This window comes from Paenibacillus barengoltzii NBRC 101215 (genome assembly GCF_004000745.1).
In the GTDB taxonomy this organism is placed as follows: domain Bacteria; phylum Bacillota; class Bacilli; order Paenibacillales; family Paenibacillaceae; genus Fontibacillus; species Fontibacillus barengoltzii.
In genome coordinates this window covers 1-19,707 of record NZ_BILV01000098.1, presented here as the reverse complement: position 1 = coordinate 19,707, position 19,707 = coordinate 1, and the positions used below count along the sequence as shown (strand labels likewise).

At 53.3% G+C, this 19,707-nt stretch carries 11 protein-coding genes; 10 read left to right on the top strand and 1 reads right to left on the bottom strand.

What is annotated here, in order from left to right:
• The first annotated feature begins 77 nt into the window (after positions 1-77).
• From PBA01S_RS20555 to PBA01S_RS20510, 10 genes are all read left to right on the top strand, one after another.
• Positions 78-1,901, top strand: coding sequence for a sensor histidine kinase (locus PBA01S_RS20555; RefSeq protein WP_127576632.1), 1,824 nt, complete (start codon positions 78-80; stop codon positions 1,899-1,901).
• Entirely contained in the window at positions 1,894-3,423 is a 1,530-nt protein-coding gene (locus tag PBA01S_RS20550; RefSeq protein ID WP_028537512.1) for a response regulator transcription factor, read from the top strand. Before PBA01S_RS20555 ends, PBA01S_RS20550 begins: the two co-directional genes overlap by 8 nt.
• A 199-nt stretch (positions 3,424-3,622) precedes the next feature.
• Positions 3,623-5,110, top strand: a complete 1,488-nt coding sequence (locus PBA01S_RS20545) for an ABC transporter substrate-binding protein (protein ID WP_028537513.1) — start codon at positions 3,623-3,625, stop codon at positions 5,108-5,110.
• Between the two features lie 87 nt (positions 5,111-5,197).
• Entirely contained in the window at positions 5,198-6,127 is a 930-nt protein-coding gene (locus tag PBA01S_RS20540; RefSeq protein ID WP_028537514.1) for an ABC transporter permease, read from the top strand.
• Positions 6,128-6,151: 24 nt separating this feature from the next.
• Positions 6,152-7,069 (top strand): carbohydrate ABC transporter permease, encoded by a 918-nt coding sequence (locus PBA01S_RS20535; protein ID WP_016313765.1) that lies wholly within the window; start codon positions 6,152-6,154, stop codon positions 7,067-7,069.
• Positions 7,070-7,175: 106 nt separating this feature from the next.
• Complete coding sequence (locus PBA01S_RS20530; protein WP_127576631.1) at positions 7,176-9,476, top strand: glycoside hydrolase family 3 N-terminal domain-containing protein; 2,301 nt, start codon at positions 7,176-7,178, stop codon at positions 9,474-9,476.
• 5 nt (positions 9,477-9,481) lie between these two features.
• Entirely contained in the window at positions 9,482-12,601 is a 3,120-nt protein-coding gene (locus PBA01S_RS20525; RefSeq protein WP_127576630.1) for an alpha-mannosidase, read from the top strand.
• A gap of 339 nt (positions 12,602-12,940) precedes the next feature.
• Positions 12,941-14,260, top strand: a complete 1,320-nt coding sequence (locus tag PBA01S_RS20520; protein ID WP_127576629.1) for a glycoside hydrolase family 125 protein — start codon at positions 12,941-12,943, stop codon at positions 14,258-14,260.
• A 90-nt stretch (positions 14,261-14,350) separates the two neighbouring features.
• Positions 14,351-15,349, top strand: coding sequence for a glycoside hydrolase family 130 protein (locus PBA01S_RS20515; protein WP_016313761.1), 999 nt, complete (start codon positions 14,351-14,353; stop codon positions 15,347-15,349).
• 63 nt (positions 15,350-15,412) lie between these two features.
• The gene (locus tag PBA01S_RS20510; protein ID WP_127576628.1) at positions 15,413-18,148 is read left to right on the top strand and encodes an alpha-mannosidase; all 2,736 of its coding nucleotides are present in this window, start codon (positions 15,413-15,415) and stop codon (positions 18,146-18,148) included.
• 665 nt (positions 18,149-18,813) lie between these two features.
• Here the strand turns inward: PBA01S_RS20510 and PBA01S_RS20505 are convergent.
• Positions 18,814-19,671 (bottom strand): sugar phosphate isomerase/epimerase family protein, encoded by an 858-nt coding sequence (locus PBA01S_RS20505; RefSeq protein WP_028537520.1) that lies wholly within the window; start codon positions 19,669-19,671, stop codon positions 18,814-18,816.
• Positions 19,672-19,707: the final 36 nt, after the last annotated feature.

Genomic DNA, 19,707 nt, shown 5'->3' with positions numbered 1-19,707 from the left:
CGCTGATCCGCCAAGAACTACAAACGCATGCAGTGCCAAAGGCATGGTATAATTGACCTTGTGCGAGGAGGGAAGACATGTTCATCCGGAGCATCTACCGCAATTACTTCAAGAACAATTTGTTCATGAAGATTCTTTTGTTTTTTTCAGTCATCACGATCGTGACGATTATTACATTTTCGTATTTGATGTTTATGTTTATGTCCGAGTCCGCAGTGCAGAGACAGCTCGACATTCAGAAGCGAGCGATCGAAAGTGTCAGCGATTACATCGGCAGCAAATATGAATCCGTACAAACAATGGTGCGGGATATTTATCGAGATGAGGAGTTGGCTTCGAACACTTCTTTTTTCCTGGAGCATCCGTATCAGGATTACGTGAATTACCGTTTGGATCGATTCTATGCGGAAAATAGTTCGTCTACCGACACCGTTCTGTATTTTCGTAACGTTGTCGACGACGATCCGGATATTCGCAGTTTGATGTTATATAGCGCGGATTTGCAGCAACTGTATGCTTTTGGCAGCGATAAGCAATTTAAGATTATCCCTACGAATCAGGCCCGATCCTTTATCCCTGATGTGATGTATCAGGAGGAAGGCGTGAACGTCGGGGCTGCCAACATCTGGGTGCGCAAAACGGTGGGCTTGCCGGATCTTCCGATGTATTCGGTCCGCATCCCCATCAATAACAAGCAGTCGCTTCGCAATATCGGGCAGCTTGACGTGTATTACGATACAGAGAAGATCCGGGGCAGCCTCGCGATGTACGAAGAGGAACTCAAAGGTTCCATCCTGGTGCTGTCCGCTGATGGCAGCGTATTATTTGATTCCTCTGGCACCTATTATGATCAGAAATACCCATATGCGGAGCAAATTAACTCGATGTACGATACCGGCGTGCTGGATGACGGGTTGATCGCTACCAAGCTGACACAAAGCCAGGGCGGTTATACCGTGCTTAGTACCGTCCCGAAAGAGGAGCTGGCCAAGACCTATCATGGACTTCGCAACACGATCTTTACGATCAGCTCCATTTGTATTTTGTTCGCGATCCTGATTCCGGCGCTGTTCATCAGCAATTTCGCCAAACGCACGCAAAATATTATCCGGTTTACCCGCAGAGTTCGTAACGGGGAGCTTACCGCACGGATCGCTGATGTTCGGGAGGACGAGCTGGGGCAGATCTCCAAGAGCTTTAATGACATGCTGGACGAATTGAATATCTACATCGACCGAGTGTTTAAAGCGGAGATAAAGCAGCAGCAAACCGAGCTCGTTGCGTTGCAGGCGCGGATCAATCCCCACTTCTTATACAATACGCTGGAAGTGATCCGGATGCGGGCCATTTCCCAAGGGGCGAAAGACGTGGGCGAAATGATATACAGCTTGTCCGTTCTGTTCAAGAGCATGGTGCAACAAAAGAAAAACTATACGCTTAAGGATGAGCTGGAAGCTTGCCGATTATATTTAGAGCTGTTCCGCATCCGTTACCGGGATCGCTTTAGTTATGAGATTCAAGCAGATCCTTCGCTTCTTGGCAAAGCGATGGTTCGTTTGTCTTTGCAGCCTATTGTGGAGAACTATATTGTGCACGGGATTCAAACCGACCAAAGCGATAACCGGATTACGATTGAGGTGCGGGAAGACGGGGATTCGCTGGTGGCGGTGGTCCAAGATAACGGAAAGGGTATCCAACCCGACCGGCTGGCGGAAATCCGCAGGGAGCTGGAGCGGGAAGAAGAAACCGGGCGAATGTTTGGGTTACGCAGTGTACATTCACGGCTGCGTTTATTGTACGGCTCGGACTATGGGATCAAGGTCGAGAGCACACCTGGCAGCGGGACAACCATCACGGTTCGATTCCCGAATCGGGAAGGAATGGAGGGGGAAGATGTATAAGGTATTTATCGTCGATGACGAACCATTTATCATCGAAGGCTTATACGATATCGTGGACTGGCCGCAGTTTGGCTTGGAAATTGTCGGACATGCCGAGAACGGGCAGCAGGCGCTGGACGCTCTGGCTACGAAGCCGGTGGATGTATTAATCACGGACATCTCCATGCCGGTCATGAATGGGTTAACGCTGATTTCCGAGGCGCGGAAGCTGCACAAGGAATTGAAGGTCATTATTTTAAGCGGGTTTAACGAGTTTGATTACCTCAAAGAGGGGATGAAACTTGGCATTGAAAACTACCTGCTGAAGCCGATTAATGTTGAGGAGCTGGAATCGACGCTGCGCAACACGGTGCAGAAGCTGGACAGCGTGGATCCAAATGGACTCTACGACGCTTATGATATTCAAATCCTGAAGGACAACACGCTTTACCGGTGGCTGAACGGGCAGATGGCAGCTGCGGAATTCGAGGAGCGAACCGAACTGCTGGGCCTGCATTTGCAGGGGCCCTATGTCGCTGTGGCTATGCTGCGCACCGAGGGCAATTCAGCCGAGGTATTTGATCGCGCGGAACGTTATCTCGTGGCGTGGCGGGGAATCACCCTATTCCACGATGTGGATGGTGATATTGGCATCGTGGCTTCCCTTCTTGCCGGGGCAGAGGAGAAGCGAACTTTTGCCGAATTGATGGAGAACCTGTCGCTGGAATTGTCGGTCATGAACCAGATGATTCAAATTGGCGTAGGCAACGTAGGACGGGGACCTGAATCGGCCGCTCTCAGCTATAAACAAGCCAAGAGAGCCCTTGAATATTATTTGATTTATCCCGAACGGCGGACCATGGAATACAAGCAACTAGAGAGCACCCGCGCCAGCGGCGTATTGGAGAATGGCTATCCGCTGGGCTGGGACGATTACGCCAAGCTCATATTGGCGAAGGATAAGGATGGATTGAGAGAACGGATTTGCCAAGATTTCGAGCGGCTGAAGAGAATGGAGGGGATTCGTCCCGAGGATGTGCAGAATGTCGCCCTGGAACTGGTGGTCCGCTTTAAAATGGAGCTTCAGCATATTAAATATTCGGAAGAGACAGACTTGTTTAAGAACACGCTTCAACGTGTCCAGCGCTGTGATTCGTTTCAAGAGCTGGTCCAAACTCTCGTAAGTTTGGCAGAGGAGACGGTTTGTTCCCTTTTGCAGGATGCGAAGAATCCGGTGGTACATCAGGTGCTGAACTACATCGACTCGCATTATGCCGACGAACTGTCACTCAAAACGCTGGGGGCGCAGTACCATATACATCCAGTCTATCTCGGGCAGTTATTTCACAAAGAGACGGGGGTGTCCTTTGCCGAGTATATTAACAAGTACCGGATCGAAAAGGCGAAGCAACAACTCAAAAACACCAATCTCAAAGTGCACGAAATCGCGCGGAGCGTGGGTTACTGGGAGATCGGTTATTTCTATAAGCAGTTCCGGAAATACGTGGGGATCTCCCCCACCGATTTTAAGGCGCTGCATTAGATCGCATAGGGGAGGGTACCCTGGAGCAAGGAGATTTTTAACCACCTAAAACGGTTGGTTTTCCTTGGTTCCAGGGTATTGTCCTTTTCTTTAATTTGTACCTTAATTTTTTAGGTTTATCTTCTTTTTGTAACGGCTTTCATTCGGTAAGGTTAGGTTAGTCAATCAAAACAAAAGAGATTCAAAAGGGAGGATCAGCATGAGTAAAAGCAAAAGAAGTTTTTCTTTCGTCCTTGCCACTTTGATGGCCTTGGTGCTTGTTCTGAGCGCATGCGGCGGAAGCAAGAACACAGACAGCAGCAACAGTGGGGCTGCTGCAGGCAACTCGGAGGAAACGGTTAACCTGATTTGGTACACGATCGGTACGCCTCAAAAAGACGTCGACCGTGTTATGGAAGAAGTCAGCAAGTACACCAAAGAGAAAATCAATGCCACCATTACGATGAAAATGATCGACTGGGGCGATTACGCACAAAAGATGCAAGTAAACGTCGCTTCCGGTGAACCGATGGATATCATCTTCACTTCCGCAGGTGGTTTCGACTACGTGCAAAACGCTAGAAAAGGCGCGTTCATGCAATTGGATGAACTGCTCGAGCAATATGGCAAAGATCTGAAGAACACGATCGACCCTGCGTTCCTGGAAGGTTCCAAAGTTGACGGACATAACTACGGGATCCCAGCGAATAAAGAACTTCCGCAACAAGAAGTATGGCGTTTCAACAAAACCTTCTTGGACAAGTATAACCTGGACATCACGAATGTTCGTTCCTTGGAAAGCATCGAGCCATTGTTGAAAACGATTAAAGAAAATGAACCGGGCGTAACGCCGTTCGCGATGAACAAAGAATACGTTCCGTATGTTCCTTACGATTACGTTATTCAAAACCTGCCGATGGCGGTAAAACTGGATACAACCGATTATAAAATCGTAAACATCCTGGAAACGCCGGAAATGCAAGAAGCTCTGAACGTAATGCACAAATACTATAAAGCAGGTTATGTAGCTCCGGAAGCAGCTACGACGGGTTCCACCAGCGACCTGATGACTTCGGGTCAATGGTTCATGGACCGTGCACAAACTCAACCTTTGGCGGATAACCTGTGGAGTGCAAGCTACGGCTACCCTGTAGTATCTACACCGGCAAGTGATGCAATCATCACCAACACTTCCGTACAAGGTTCGATCATGGCCATCTCCGCAAACTCCGAACATCCGGAGAAAGCGATGGAATTCCTGAACCTGCTGAACACCGATCCGGTGCTGCGCAACATGGTTGACTCCGGTATCGAAGGCGTTCACTACAAGAAGATCAATGACACTCACTACGAAAACCTGGACGAATCGAAAAACTACGACATGCCTTCGTACTCGTTGGGTAACAACATGCTCTTGTACTTGAATGCCAACGACCCAGACGACAAATGGGAGCAATTCAAGAAGTTTAACGCAGAAGGCGTGAACTCGCCAATCCTGAGCTTCAACTTCGACAGCACGAAAGTAGCGACTGAAATGGCCGCTGTACAAAACGTAAAAGAGCAATTCTGGTCCTCGTTGATGACGGGTACCGTTGATCCAGCAGAATACCTGCCGAAAGCAATCGAAAAATTCAAAGAGGCAGGCCTGGACAAGGTAATTGCTGAAGCCCAAGCTCAGCTCGATGCCTGGAGAGCTGAAAATAAATAAGTAATCATTATAGAAATAGAGAGGGATCGGGCGGGTGATAGTTGCGCCCGATCCTTTTTCATTATTTTTTGATAGGAGGGGAACATCATGGCTGCATTTTTCAAAAACCTACTTAAGAACAAAGTCATGTTATTTATGGTGTTGCCGGGTGCCGTTTGGTTTTTCTTCTTCTCGTACCTTCCGCTGGTCGGTACAATCACGGCGTTTAAGCAATACCGCTTCAGCCGTGACGGATTCTGGGCAAGTATTGTGCGGAGTGAATGGGTAGGTTGGGAAAACTTCAAGTTCTTGTTTAGTACTAACGATGCCTTTACCATTACCCGCAACACGTTGTTATACAACCTGGCTTTTATCTTCATCGGACTTGTCCTTTCCGTGGCAATGGCGATTCTGTTGTCTGAGTTGGTCGGCAAGACCATGGCCAAAGTGTATCAAACCGGGATGTTCCTGCCTTACTTCCTATCCTGGGTTATCGTCGGCTACTTCGCGTTTAGCTTCCTGAGCATGGACCGCGGGATGATTAACCAGATTTTAGGTTGGTTTGGCGTGGAACGGATTAACTGGTATTCGGAGCCGAAATATTGGCCATATATTTTGATTTTCGTTAACCTATGGAAAACCATCGGTTACAACAGTGTCGTTTACCTGGCTTCGATCATGGGTATCGACAAATCGCTTTATGAAGCGGCGATGATTGACGGTGCGACCAAATGGCAGCAAGTCCGCAACATCACGGTTCCCCTGCTCTCCCCAATTATCATTATCATGACACTGCTGGCGGTAGGGCGGATCTTCTACGCTGACTTCGGCTTGTTCTACCAAGTGCCAAGAGATTCGGGTACGCTTTATCAAGTCACGAACGTTATTGACACTTACGTATACCGCGGTCTGAAAACAACCGGGGAAATCGGCATGAGTACGGCGGCCGGTCTTTATCAATCGGTGGTAGGCTTTATTCTCGTTATGGTTTCGAACTACATCGTGCGCAAAATTGATAAAGACAGCGCCCTGTTTTAAAACAGCTGAAAGGAGTGTCAAGTTATGGCGGAGATGGCTAGAAAAAGCAAAGATTTTCATCATGTCTCTCGCGGCTGGAACGCCGTATTGCACCTGATCGCCGGTATTTTTTCGTTCATGTGCGTATTTCCCTTTATCTTTGTTGTGATTATTTCCTTTACCGATGAGAAGACGTTGGCAACGGACGGTTACCGGCTGCTGCCGGCCAAATGGAGTCTCGATGCGTACCGCTTCGTGTTTGAGAGCGGTGACTCCCTGCTTCGTTCTTACGGCGTAACCATCGCAGTCACGCTGATAGGTACGATTCTCAGTTTGGTCATGATTTCGCTTTATGCTTATGCGATTTCGCGGAAGAGCTTCCGTTACCGGAGATTTTTCTCTGTATTTGCGATTGTGACTATGCTGTTTAACGGCGGGATGATTCCTACCTATATGGTGGTATCCCAGTTGATGGGTTTGAAAGATTCGTTGTGGGCGCTGATTTTGCCGCTCGCAATGAATGCGTTCTATATCATGATCTTACGTACGTTTTATAGTACAAGCGTTCCGGAGGCGATTATTGAATCGGCGCGGATTGACGGTGCCGGCGATTTCTATATTTTCCTGCGAATCGTCTTGCCGCTGTCGCTCCCAGGTCTTGCAACGATCGGCTTGTTCAGCACGCTGGGTTACTGGAACGACTGGTTTAATGCACTTTTGTATATCGACAATCCGAACTTAGTGCCGCTGCAGTCGATGCTGATGCGGATCGAATCAAGTATTGCGTTTATCCAGCAAAACTCGCAGAATACTTCACTTAGCCTGGCTGCGATGCAATCCATTCCGCAGGACACTTCGCGGATGGCGATGGTCGTGCTGGCGACGCTGCCAATTATTTTTGCATATCCGTTCTTTCAACGGTATTTTGTACAAGGACTTACGGTAGGCGCTGTCAAAGAATAAATATAGCTTCATTGAACCTTCTCGATGCTGAAAAGTAAATTTTTTAGTTTAAATCATTTTTGAACCCTTTGGGAATCAAGGAGAAAATGAAAGGAACGAGGTGGAGATGTTGCTATACAAAGACAGCTCGAAGCCCATCCCGGAACGAGTAGAGCATTTGCTCGGGCTGATGACATTGGAAGAAAAGGCCGGCCAGCTGGTCCAGCCTTTCGGCTGGCAGACCTATGAGCATAAAGATGGAGAGATCAAGCTGACCGAAGCGTTTAAGGAGCAGGTGAAAAACGGCGGCGTCGGTTCGCTATACGGCGTGCTGCGCGCGGATCCGTGGACGGGCGTGACGCTGGAAACCGGCTTGTCGCCGCGTGAAGGTGCGGAGGCCGTGAACGCCATCCAGCGTTATGCGATTGAGAACTCCCGTCTCGGCATCCCGATCCTGATCGGGGAAGAGTGCTCGCACGGCCATATGGCCATCGGGGCCACGGTGTTCCCGGTGCCGTTGTCGCTCGGCAGCACCTGGAACGTGGAGCTGTATCGCGAGATGTGCCGAGCGGTGGCCCGCGAGACGCGCGCCCAAGGCGGCGCAGTCACGTATTCTCCGGTCCTCGATGTTGTGCGTGATCCCCGCTGGGGCCGGACCGAAGAATGCTTTGGCGAAGACGCTTATTTGATCAGCGAAATGGCCGTGGCTTCGGTCGAAGGCTTGCAAGGGGAGAACTTGGACGGAGAGGACAGCGTAGCGGCTACGCTCAAGCACTTCGTCGGCTACGGCAGCTCCGAGGGCGGCCGAAATGCCGGACCGGTCCATATGGGACGGCGCGAACTGCTGGAGGTCGACCTGCTGCCGTTCCGCAAGGCGGTAGAAGCCGGTGCGGCTTCGATTATGCCGGCCTACAACGAGATCGACGGTGTGCCTTGTACGACCAACGAGGAATTGTTGGACGATATCCTTCGCGGCGAGTGGGGTTTTGACGGCATGGTCATCACCGACTGCGGCGCGATCGACATGCTTGCCTCCGGCCACGATGTGGCAGAGGACGGGCGGGACGCGGCGATCCAAGCGATCCGCGCGGGCATCGATATGGAGATGTCCGGCGTGATGTTCGGCAAGCATCTGGTGGAGGCGGTACGGTCGGGACAGCTGGAGGAGGAAGTGCTCGATCGCGCGGTACGCCGCGTATTGACGCTGAAATTCCGCCTCGGGCTGTTTGAACGTCCGTACGCTGACCCCGAGCGGGCCGAGCAGGTCATTGGCAGCACGGAACATGTGGAGCTGGCCCGGAAATTAGCCAGCGAAGGCGTTGTGCTGCTCAAGAACAAAGATGGCGTGTTGCCGTTGTCGGCAGACGCTGGTACGATCGCCGTCATCGGGCCAAACGCCGATGTGGGCTACAACCAGCTGGGCGACTACACTTCGCCGCAGCCGAAGTCCAAAGTGACAACCGTACTCGGCGGAATCCGCAGCAAGCTGGCGAATACGCCGGAACGGGTGCTGTATGCACCGGGCTGCCGGATCAACGGCCATTCCCGGGAAGGTTTTGACGTGGCGTTGTCTTGCGCGGCGAAGGCGGATACGGTGGTGATGGTCGTTGGCGGCTCCAGCGCACGGGATTTTGGCGAGGGGACCATCGATCTGCGCACCGGGGCTTCCAAAGTGACCGACAATGCGGAGAGCGACATGGATTGCGGTGAAGGCATTGACCGCATGAACCTCAACTTATCCGGCGTACAGCTAGAGCTGATTCAAGAGATTCATAAATTGGGTAAACCGCTTGTGGTGGTATATATCAACGGACGGCCAATTGCTGAGCCTTGGATCGACGAGCACGCCGATGCCATTCTCGAGGCTTGGTATCCGGGCCAAGAAGGCGGGCATGCGATCGCTGACATCCTCTTTGGCGATGTGAATCCTTCGGGACGTCTCACCATCTCGATTCCGAAGCATGTTGGACAGGTGCCCGTTTACTACCACGGCAAGCGTTCGCGGGGCAAACGGTATCTGGAGGGCGATTCGCAGCCGCGCTATCCGTTTGGATACGGGCTGAGCTATACTGAATTTACTTATAACAATATAGCGTTGGAGTCCGATACGATTCATAAAGACGGCTCAACGAAGGTGACGGTTGAAGTGACGAACACCGGCGAACGTGCGGGGGCAGAAGTCGTTCAACTGTATATTACCGATGTGGCAAGTAAGGTAACCCGGCCGGCGAAGGAGCTGAAAGGCTTCCGCAAAATATTCCTGCAACCTGGCGAAACCCAGACCGTGGAATTTACGGTTGGTCCAGAGCAACTGCAATACATCGGCCAGAATTATAAACCGGTTGTGGAACCGGGCGAATTCCGGGTGCACGTCGGCAAGAATGTCAATGATACGCTGAGCGCCAAACTCTTTGTGCGGGAGGATTAATCGATATGGAACGCATCAGACGTTTTATCCGGGAACTCTCGGAAGCCCAGTGGCTGGATCAAATCCAGTTGCGTGGGTGGGAGATCACCTCTTCCGTGTACCAGGTTCCCGGCAGTTACACGAAGGAAACCGAATATGCGGAAGGACAAGCCTTCGAACGCTTCCCGAGTACACAGGGAACCACGTATTTCTTCCGTACTCAGCTGGAGATTCCGGAAGAATGGCGCGGTGGCCAAGTGGGTCTTATCTTTGCCTCCGGCGGTGAAGGGTTGCTGCGCATTAACGGCAAATCAGCTCAGGGGCTGGACCGGAACCATACGTTCGTGACGCTTCCGCAAGAGCAAGGCCAAGGCCCGCTCTCGCTGGAGATCGAGCTGTATGACCCGATCCCGGAACCGGTGGATCCGCTCAATCAACAAGCGGTGATTCAGCCGCCGATCTCGCGGATCGACAGCCGTCTGGTGCTGGTGAACCGGCCGGTGCAAAGCTTGATGTATACGGCAACAGTTGTCCGCGATGCTGCGGTATTGTTGCCAGAGCAAGATTTTCGGCGCACCCGCTTGATCGAGGCGCTGTATGCCGCCATGGACGGCTTCGTGGCGCTGGATGCGGAAGCGATTCGCGAGGGCGGAGCGATTACTGGGCTGGAACAGAAGCTCACCGAGCGGGTGAAGGCAATCGGCGGCAACGCTGAAGGCCTGATCCACATGGTCGGTCAGTCCCATATCGACATCGCTTGGCTGTGGCCAGTGCGGGAGACGGTACGCAAGACAAGCCGGACGTTCTCGACGGTAGATGCGCTGATGCGCGAATACCCGGAATACCGTTACACGCAGAGCCAGCCGCTGCTGTTCGCCTTCTTGAAGGAGAACGACCCCGAGTTGTACGAACGGGTGAAGGCGCGGATTAAGGAAGGACGCTGGGAACTGGTTGGCGGCATGTGGGTTGAGCCGGATTTGAACTTGCCGAGCGGCGAATCGCTGATGCGGCAGATGCTGTACGGGCAACGGTTTTATCAGGAAGAGTTCGGCTTTACCTCGGAGATTGAATGGCTGCCGGACACGTTTGGTTACTGCGCCTCTTTGCCGCAAATTTTGAAGCACGGCGGGATTCGCTACTTTATGACGACCAAGCTCGGTTGGAACGATACCAACGTATTCCCGTACGACCTGTTCCATTGGGTTGGTATCGACGGTACGCCAATGCTGTCGTATTTGAACCACGGGGTCAACGAAAATACGTTGCCGAAGGACGTTCATGATCACTGGCAATCGTATCGCCAAAAAGCCGTTCATCCCGAGCAAATGCTGCTCTACGGACACGGCGACGGCGGCGGCGGGGTGACCCGTGAAATGCTGGAATACATTCACCGCGGCGAGCTGATGGTAGGTCAACCAGCGAGTGAATATAGCACGGCGTCGGAGTTCTTCGCGGGAATCGAGGCCGCGCAGCCGAAGTTACCGGCATGGCATGGCGACCTGTACCTGGAATTGCACCGGGGAACGTATACGACCCACGGGCGCAACAAGCGCAGCAATCGCAAAGCGGAGATCCTGTACCGCGAGGCGGAGCTGTGGAACGCCTTGGCTGCTCCGGCAATGCCGAAGGATCAGCAACGCGAGGCGCAAAGCACGCTGCAGGAGGGCTGGAAGCTGATTCTGTTGAACCAGTTCCACGACATCATTCCGGGTTCAGCGATCACCGAAGCGTACGAGACATCGACGAAAGAATATGGAGAGATTTTTGAGAAGGGGAATGCCGGACTGCGCCAAGGGCTGACGACATTGGCAGAACGGGTATCAACCGCGGGTGAAGGCACGCCGTACATCGTCTTTAACAGCTTGGGTTGGACGCGCGATGTAATCGTGTCCTTGCCGGATCAAGCTGATCGGAGCGGCGTGGCGGCATACGACGAGCAAGGCGCACGGCTTGAGCTGGACGTGCGGACAGACCTTGGCGGAGAGACCGCAGCTTGGGTCCGCGTACCAGAGGTGCCGGCGTTTGGGTACAAGACGATTTGGCTGCGGAACGAAGCGGGAGCTGTTGCCGGTACGAAGGTGGGTTCCCGAGACGGAAGTCAAGCGTTCCAAGGCGAATGGGAAACGGAGTTCTACCGCCTGAAATTTAACGAACGCGGCGAGATCGTCAGCCTGTGGGATAAGGAAGCTGGACGGGAGATCGTGAAAGCTGGGGAAAGCGCCAACCGCTTCCACTTCTATCACGACCGTCCGACGCTTTGGGATGCGTGGGACATTGACCCGCGCTATGAACAGCAGCCAGCCGGTGAGGCCGTGTTGCTGGAGAGCGGTCTGGTTGCAAGCGGGCCGGTCCAAGACGTATTGCGCTTCCGCTGGAGCATCGGTCAATCGGAAATCACACAGGATTTGATTCTGTACCATCATCACAAGCGGATTGATTTCCAAACGAAGGTGAATTGGAACGAAGCGCATAAGCTGCTGAAGGTGGGATTCCCGATCGATGTCGTTACGGACAAAGCAACTTACGAAATTCCGTTCGGAGCACTGGAACGTCCAACCCATCGCAACACGAGCTGGGAGCAGGCACAATTTGAAGTGTGCGGCCACCGGTTCGCCGACGTTTCCGAACGCGGTTACGGCGTCAGCCTGCTGAACGACTGCAAGTACGGCTACGACATCCAGGGCAGCACGATGCGTCTGTCGCTGTTGCGGGCGCCGAAATGGCCGGACGTGACCGCCGATCTGGGCGAGCATGAATTTACGTATTCGCTGTACCCGCACCAAGGCGACTGGCAGACCGCGCACACCGTGCGCGCGGCAGCCGAGTTGAACCACGCGCCGGCCATATGGGCGGCCGAAACGCATGAAGGCACGCTGCCTTCCACCGGGGCGCTGCTCGGGTTCACGGGCGAGCACGTAGTGCTCGACACAGTGAAGCCAGCTGAGGACGGCGATGGCGTGATCCTGCGCCTGTACGAATCGGCCGGCGGCCGCGAACGCGTAGCGTTGCATTGGAATGAGCCGGTTTCAGCGGCTTTCCAATCCGACGCGCTGGAGCGGGAGCTGGAGCCGATCACGCTGGCAGACGGCGGACGGATCGAGCTCGATTTTGCCCCGTATGAAATTAAGACGCTGAAGTTGAAGTAAGATATCGGGCGATTTGGGGCGGCGTAAGACGCAGTGGAAGGAGATTAACTGGAAAAAGTACTGTTAATTTCGCCATTTCCCGAGGTTCGGTGCAAGTTAACTGGAATTTCTACCGTTAAATTAGCGAATATCCGCCGATTTGATGCAATCCGACTAATTTAACAGCAGGATTTACCGTTAAATCAATGGACTAACGGAATATCAGCAAATTAACAGCAGGATTTACCGTTAATTTTCAGATTGCTGTGCCGTCCGCCGACCCAACCGCCCTCAAGATCATCATAGAAAACAAACCGAAGCCTAATGAAATGACCTGTAAAGGAGCGAGAAGACAAGCGCATGGAACAATTTAGACTCCCGAAAATCTCGATGCCGCCGCTGGAATTGCCGCAATCCATTAAGGATGTGCTGGCCGAGGCGGAAACGAAACTGGCGCATCGTCCAAAATTGCTGCAGCTGTTCAAGAATTGTTTTCCGAACACACTTGAGACAACAACTAAGCTGATGGACGACGGAACGACCTTCGTCATCACTGGTGACATCCCAGCCTCTTGGCTGCGCGATTCCGTGGAGCAAGTGATCCACTATGTGCCGTTTGCCAAGAACGATCCCGATTTGCAGCGGATCATCAGCGGACTGATCAAACGTCATATTCATTATGTTCACATCGATCCGTATGCTAACGCATTTAACGAGTCGGCCAACGATTGGCACTGGAACACAACAGACGAGACCGAGATGTCCCCATGGGTATGGGAGCGCAAATTCGAAATCGACTCCTTGTGCTTCGTAGTCCGTCTGGCCTACACGTATTGGAAGGAAACGGAGCAGACCGATATTTTTGATGCCGGCTTTAAATCCGCGATGCGGAAAATCTACGAATTGTTCAAAACCGAGCAGCATCACTTGGAGAAATCGCCTTACCGCTTTACCCGCAACAACGGGATTCCAACCGATTCCTTGCGGAACAACGGTATGGGCATGCCGGTGAACTATACGGGCATGATCTGGTCGGGCTTCCGTTCCAGCGACGATGCCTGCGATTTCCATTACAATATTCCGGGCAACATGTTTGCGGTTGTGGCGCTGCGTCAAATGCAGGAATTTGCCGAGTGGGTCTTCCGCGACATGGACTTCCTGGCCGAACTGAAGGAGCTGGAGTTCGAGGTGGACCACGGCATTAAGCTGTACGGGATCTACCGCCATCCGGAATTTGGTCCGATTTATGCCTACGAAACCGACGGCTTTGGCAACTATTGCTTGATGGACGACGCCGGTACGCCGGGCCTGATGTCCATTCCTTACCTGGGCTATGTGAGCGCAGACGATCCGATTTATCAAAATACACGGCGTTTTGCCCTGAGCAAGGAAAATCCGTTCTACTTCGAGGGCAAAGCAGCCAAAGGCATCGGCAGCCCGCATACGCCGGAGAATTACATCTGGCATATGGCCTTGTCGATGCAGGGTCTCACCGCGCAAACGAAGGAAGAGAAGCTGGAAATGATCGCAATGCTGGAGTCGACCGACGCCGGAACCGGCTACATGCATGAAGGCTTCCACGCCGACGATCCGAACACGTTTACGCGCAAATGGTTTGCTTGGTCGAACAGCTTGTTCTCGCAACTGGTGTACAAAGCGATGCAGGAAGGTATTTTGTAAGACTTCAATTTGCAAGCGGCGCCGAAGTATCCATGAGGATGCGGACGCGCCCCTCATTCATATCCCACATATGTTAAAGGAGACTTGACCATGAGCAAAATTATCGGCGAACCTCTCAAAAATATCCCTTGGCAAGACAAACCGGTCGGCTCGAACGCCCCGGTATGGCGTTACTCCCAAAACCCAATCATCCAGCGTCATGCGATCCCGAACTCCAACAGCGTGTTTAACTCCGCGGTTGTGCCTTTTGAAGGCGGATTTGCCGGCGTATTCCGTTGCGATTCGCGTTCGGTGAGCATGGATATTTTTGCAGGATTCAGTGACGACGGCATCAACTGGAAAATCAACCACGAGCCGATTCAATTCGAAGGCGACGAGGAAGTAACGAAACGGGAATACCGCTACGATCCGCGCGTCTGCAAAATCGGCGACCGCTACTACATCACCTGGTGTAACGGCTATCATGGCCCAACGATCGGGATTGCGTACACAACCGACTTCAAGACGTTCCATCAACTGGAAAATGCCTTCTTGCCGTACAACCGTAATGGCGTGTTGTTTCCGCGCAAGATCGGTGAACGCTACGCGATGCTTAGCCGCCCAAGTGACACAGGTCATACGCCATTTGGCGATATTTTCTACAGCGAAAGCCCGGATCTGACTTTCTGGGGCAAACACCGCTATGTAATGGGTACGATTAACGGGGATGCTTCGGCATGGCAATCGAAAAAAATCGGCCCAGGACCGGTTCCCATCGAAACCGACCAAGGCTGGCTGCTGATCTACCACGGCGTAATCAATACTTGCAACGGCTTTGTTTACCGCATGGGCTGCGCCCTGCTGGACATCGACAAACCTTGGATCGTCAAAAAGCGTTCACGCAACTATATCCTCGGCCCAGAAGAGCTGTACGAATTGGTTGGCGACGTGCCGAACGTGACGTTCCCTTGCGCCGCTCTGACGGATGCCGAAACCGGCCGTATCGCGATCTATTACGGCTGTGCGGATACCGTAACCGGTCTGGCCTTCACTACCGTGGACGAGCTGCTGAAGTACATGGAAGAATATCCGCTGGAAACGGAAGCCTAAGCATCCAGAATTGTATCGGATATAGGATCATAAACCACGGAGGAAAGCGGGAGGTTAGAGAAAATGAGCAAGCAAAGAACGGCCCATATCGTCTCCCATACACACTGGGACCGGGAATGGTATTTGCCGTACGAGAAGCATCACGTTCGTCTGGTTGAGCTGGTGGATGCACTGCTCGATAAGCTGGACGGAGACTCAGCGTTCCGCAGCTTTTATCTCGACGGTCAAACGATCATTATCGAAGATTATTTGCAAGTACGACCAGAGAATAAGGAACGTCTGGAAAAATACATCCGCGAAGGCCGCATCCTTATCGGACCTTGGTACATTTTGCAGGATGCATTTCTGACGAGCGGGGAAGCGAATATTCGCAATATGCAAATTGGTCATCAGGACGCGTTGAAATACGGCGTGCCCGCGAAGATCGGCTACTTCCCGGACACCTTCGGCCTCGTTGGGCAAATCCCGCAATTGATGCTGCAGTCTGGGATTCGCAACGCGTTTTTTGGCCGCGGTGTGAAGCCGACCGGCTTCAACAATACCGTATCCGATGGCGGGTATGAGTCCTCCTTCTCCGAGCTGATCTGGGAAGGTCCGGACGGCTCCAAGGTGCTGGGAATCCTGTTCGCCAACTGGTATTCCAACGGTAACGAGGTGCCGGTGGATGAAGCGGAAGCGAAGGCGTTCTGGGACCGCAAGCTGGCAGATGCGGAGAAATACGCTGCTACCAGCGAGCTGCTGTTCATGAACGGCTGCGACCATCAGCCGCTGCAGCTGGACCTGCCGGAAGCAATTCGTACGGCGGAGAAGCTGTACCCGGACACGAAGTTCATTCATTCGAACTTCCCGGATTATTTGCGCGAGTTGGAAGCAGCACTGGAAGGCCGCGAGCTGTCTACCGTTAAGGGCGAGCTGCGCAGCCAGCGCACTGACGGCTGGGGGACGCTGGTGAACACAGCCTCCTCGCGAGTGTATCTGAAGCAGATGAACCAAGTCGGCCAGGCCCTGCTGGAGAAAGTCGCCGAGCCGCTTGCCTCCATGGCCAATCTGCTTGGGAAGGATTACCCGCATCACCTGTTTACGTATGCGTGGAAAACTTTGATGCAAAACCATCCGCACGACAGCATTTGCGGATGCAGCGTAGACGAGGTGCACCGCGAGATGGTCACCCGCTTCGCGAAGAGCCGCCACGTTGCCGAGGCGCTCATCGACGACAGCAAGCGGGTGATCGCGGATGCGGTGAACACCTCCGTCTTCGCCCAGTATGGCGAAGACCCGTTGCCGCTGGTCGTGTTTAATACGACCGGCTGGAGCCGCACGGGCACCGTGTCCATTGAGCTGGACGCGGCCCGGCTGTATTTGCGCGAAGGCCTCGGTCTCGAGGAGACCGGCCGCCGCATGAAGGCGGTCGACCTGTCGGGCCGCGAGCTGGTCGACGAGCAAGGGAACACCGTGCCTTGCACGGTCGAGGATCTCGGGCTGTTGTTCGGCTATGATTTGCCGGACGACAAGTTCCGCCAGCCGTACATGTGCCGCCGTGTGAAGCTGACGTTCCAGGCCGCTGATGTAGCTGCACTGGGTCTGCGCACTTACGCGTGGGTGCGCCGGAAATCGGCGGCAGCTGCTTCAAAGCCGGCCTCGTTGTTCACGGGCAACCGGGTCATGGAGAACGAGAAGCTGAAGGTGGAAATTGCGGAAGACGGATCCTTTACATTGACCGATAAGTCGACTGGTCAAGTGTACCGGGACCTCGGTATCTATGAAGACACCGGAGATATCGGGAACGAGTACATGTACAAACAGCCGGAAGGCGAAAAGCCGCTGACCACCAAAGGACTGGCTGCACAAATCCGCGTCATTGAGAACGAACCGTACCGCGCTTCCGTGGAAATCTGCCACGACTGGGAGATCCCGGCGTCCGCTGATGAGAAGCTGGACGAAGAGATGCGCGAGCTGGTGTACTATCCTTATCGGAAAGCGCAACGCAGCAGCAAGCTGACAACGCTGAAGCTGCGGACGGTCATATCGTTGGAGGTAGCGGGCAAAGGCGTTCATATTGAAACGACGATTGATAACACGGCGAAGGATCATCGCGTCCGTGCCCTGTTCCCAACCGATCTGAATGCCACGGTACATCAAGTGGATTCGATGTTTGAAATCGCTGAACGGAGCATTGAACCGGCACCGGAGTGGGAAAACCCAAGCAACACCCAGCATCAGCAAGCATTCGTGGACGTGAGCGGTGAAGGAGCCGGTTTGACCGTCGCCAACCTGGGCTTAAACGAATACGAAGTGCTGCGCGACGGTCGGAACACGATCGCCGTGACGTTGCTCCGCTCTGTGGGCGAGCTCGGGGACTGGGGCTTGTTCCCGACGCCGGAAGCACAGTGCCTGGGCGTGCACACCGCCCGGATGGAGCTGATTCCGCATAACGGCGACGGTATGACGTCCGGCGCGTTTACGGAAGCTTACCAGTTCCAAATTCCGTGGACGCTCAGCCAAACGGAAATGCACGAAGGGAACTTGTCCCCGTCGTATACACCGTTCCAATGGGAAGGCCAGGAGCTGGCATTCTCCTCGCTCAAAATGAACGAGAAGACCGGCGACCTGCTGTTGCGTTGGTATAACATGAGCAAGCAGTCATCCGAGCTGACGCTCGGCTTGAACATCCCATACGATCATTTCTATAAAACAACGATTCTCGAGGAAGAAGCGGCACCGCTGGCCAAGAACGCCGCAGGCGGACTATCCCTGCTAGCCGGCCCTTGCGAGATCGTAACCATCGGAGTTCGCCGGTAATCAGGGGAACGTTTGAACCTGTACCGGAAAAGAACAAAGGTTATCCCGCCATTGTCTGTTTGAATGGCGGGATAACCTTTTTGCTGTCTCTGGAGCTCCTTTACGTAATTATCCCTTTCGTTCAGAGAGAGGTGGGGATGGATTGGCGATTGGATCTCTGTGTTGCCGCCTGATGAATAGGGATAATCATGTAAAGGACCTGCATCATGTAGTCTCCGAGCCCCTTTATGTGATTATCCCTTTTGTTCAGAGAGAGGTGGGGATGGATTGGTGATTGGATCTCTGTGTTGTCACCTGATGAATAGGGATAATCATGCAAAAGGGACCTGCATCATGTAGTCACCGTGCTCCCTTTACGTGATTATCCCTTTCGTTCAGAAATAGAGAAGTTGAAAAGAGTTAAGGGGATTCAAATGGTGAGTGAAGCGCAAGCAGAATAGGGATGGTATGGGTAGGAGTTGGTGAGTTAGAAAGTGGCTATATGCTTGTCTCTAGATAATCACCCGCCTGATTCAAGGGGATAATCATTAAAAAGAGGCCACATGCAGTAAGGGGCTCCTCAATCCAGCTCATACAAGCTAGTAAAAAAAGTGAGGTATACCAACGTATACCTCACTTCACTCAACCGCGCTGTTGTCCGGGGGCGAGTTAAGTTCGAGTATAGCCTATACCTCATCCCAGATCCGCCGGACGTTGTCGAAGGCGATGCGGGTGCCTTGGCGGCAGTCTTCCATCCCTTCGTATTCGATGGAGAGGTAGCCGTCGTAGCCGGACGACTTCACAATGCGAAGAATCTCCCATAGATCGAGATCGCCCTGGCCGGCGATGGCGCCGCGCAGGTATTGGCCGCCTGCGCTGCGGAACCAGCCGGCGCCGGGGTTGCGGTTCTCGGGCCGGATATAGAAGTCCTTGACGTGGACCATCGAGGCGTAGCTGATGTTTTTCTTCACGGCAACTACGGGGTTCTCGTCAACGCAAACGAAGTTTCCGACGTCAAGCGTTGTCTTGTAGTTTGGCCGGTCGACGGCATGGATTACCGCTTGTACCCGGTCGCTGTCCTGCACGTAATAGCCGTGGTTTTCCAGGCTGGTTGTGATGCCATACTGCGCGGCATAGTCCGCGATTTCTCGGCAGGCGTCCGCGATCCGCGGCAGGTCCTCCTGGAACCGGACGATCGAGGTGTCTTGCCGGGAGGCGACGTCGTGCCGCATCAGCTTCACGCCAAGCGCATGGGCATAGTCGACCTCGCGTTTGACGCGGGCGATCTCCGCCCGGTAAGCCTCCTCCGAGTCGACGATGAAGTTGGCGCCGATCGCGTAGTTGGACACGACGATGCCGGCCTTCGCCGCACGCTCACGGATCTGCTCGATGAGACCCGGATCATCATTGAAGTTAAAGCCCAGCGGCACAATTTCGATATGCTCGCCGCCGATCTCGGCCACCCAATCGATGACCTCCAGCAGCGACATCGATCCGGCCTGCATCGCTTGATAGAGGCTGTATGAACTGACTCCCAGTTTCATAAAAAAGGTCCATCTCCTTTAGTGATAGTTCCAAGC

What these genes read in the sequence shown, in the direction of transcription:
- PBA01S_RS20525 (WP_127576630.1), top strand. Translation starts at nt 9,482, where the DNA reads ATGGAACGCATCAGACGTTTTATCCGGGAACTCTCGGAAGCCCAGTGG.
- PBA01S_RS20545 (WP_028537513.1), top strand. Translation starts at nt 3,623, where the DNA reads ATGAGTAAAAGCAAAAGAAGTTTTTCTTTCGTCCTTGCCACTTTGATG.
- PBA01S_RS20515 (WP_016313761.1), top strand. Translation starts at nt 14,351, where the DNA reads ATGAGCAAAATTATCGGCGAACCTCTCAAAAATATCCCTTGGCAAGAC.
- PBA01S_RS20540 (WP_028537514.1), top strand. Translation starts at nt 5,198, where the DNA reads ATGGCTGCATTTTTCAAAAACCTACTTAAGAACAAAGTCATGTTATTT.
- PBA01S_RS20505 (WP_028537520.1), bottom strand. Translation starts at nt 19,671, where the DNA reads ATGAAACTGGGAGTCAGTTCATACAGCCTCTATCAAGCGATGCAGGCC.
- PBA01S_RS20555 (WP_127576632.1), top strand. Translation starts at nt 78, where the DNA reads ATGTTCATCCGGAGCATCTACCGCAATTACTTCAAGAACAATTTGTTC.
- PBA01S_RS20530 (WP_127576631.1), top strand. Translation starts at nt 7,176, where the DNA reads ATGTTGCTATACAAAGACAGCTCGAAGCCCATCCCGGAACGAGTAGAG.
- PBA01S_RS20550 (WP_028537512.1), top strand. Translation starts at nt 1,894, where the DNA reads ATGTATAAGGTATTTATCGTCGATGACGAACCATTTATCATCGAAGGC.
- PBA01S_RS20535 (WP_016313765.1), top strand. Translation starts at nt 6,152, where the DNA reads ATGGCGGAGATGGCTAGAAAAAGCAAAGATTTTCATCATGTCTCTCGC.
- PBA01S_RS20520 (WP_127576629.1), top strand. Translation starts at nt 12,941, where the DNA reads ATGGAACAATTTAGACTCCCGAAAATCTCGATGCCGCCGCTGGAATTG.
- PBA01S_RS20510 (WP_127576628.1), top strand. Translation starts at nt 15,413, where the DNA reads ATGAGCAAGCAAAGAACGGCCCATATCGTCTCCCATACACACTGGGAC.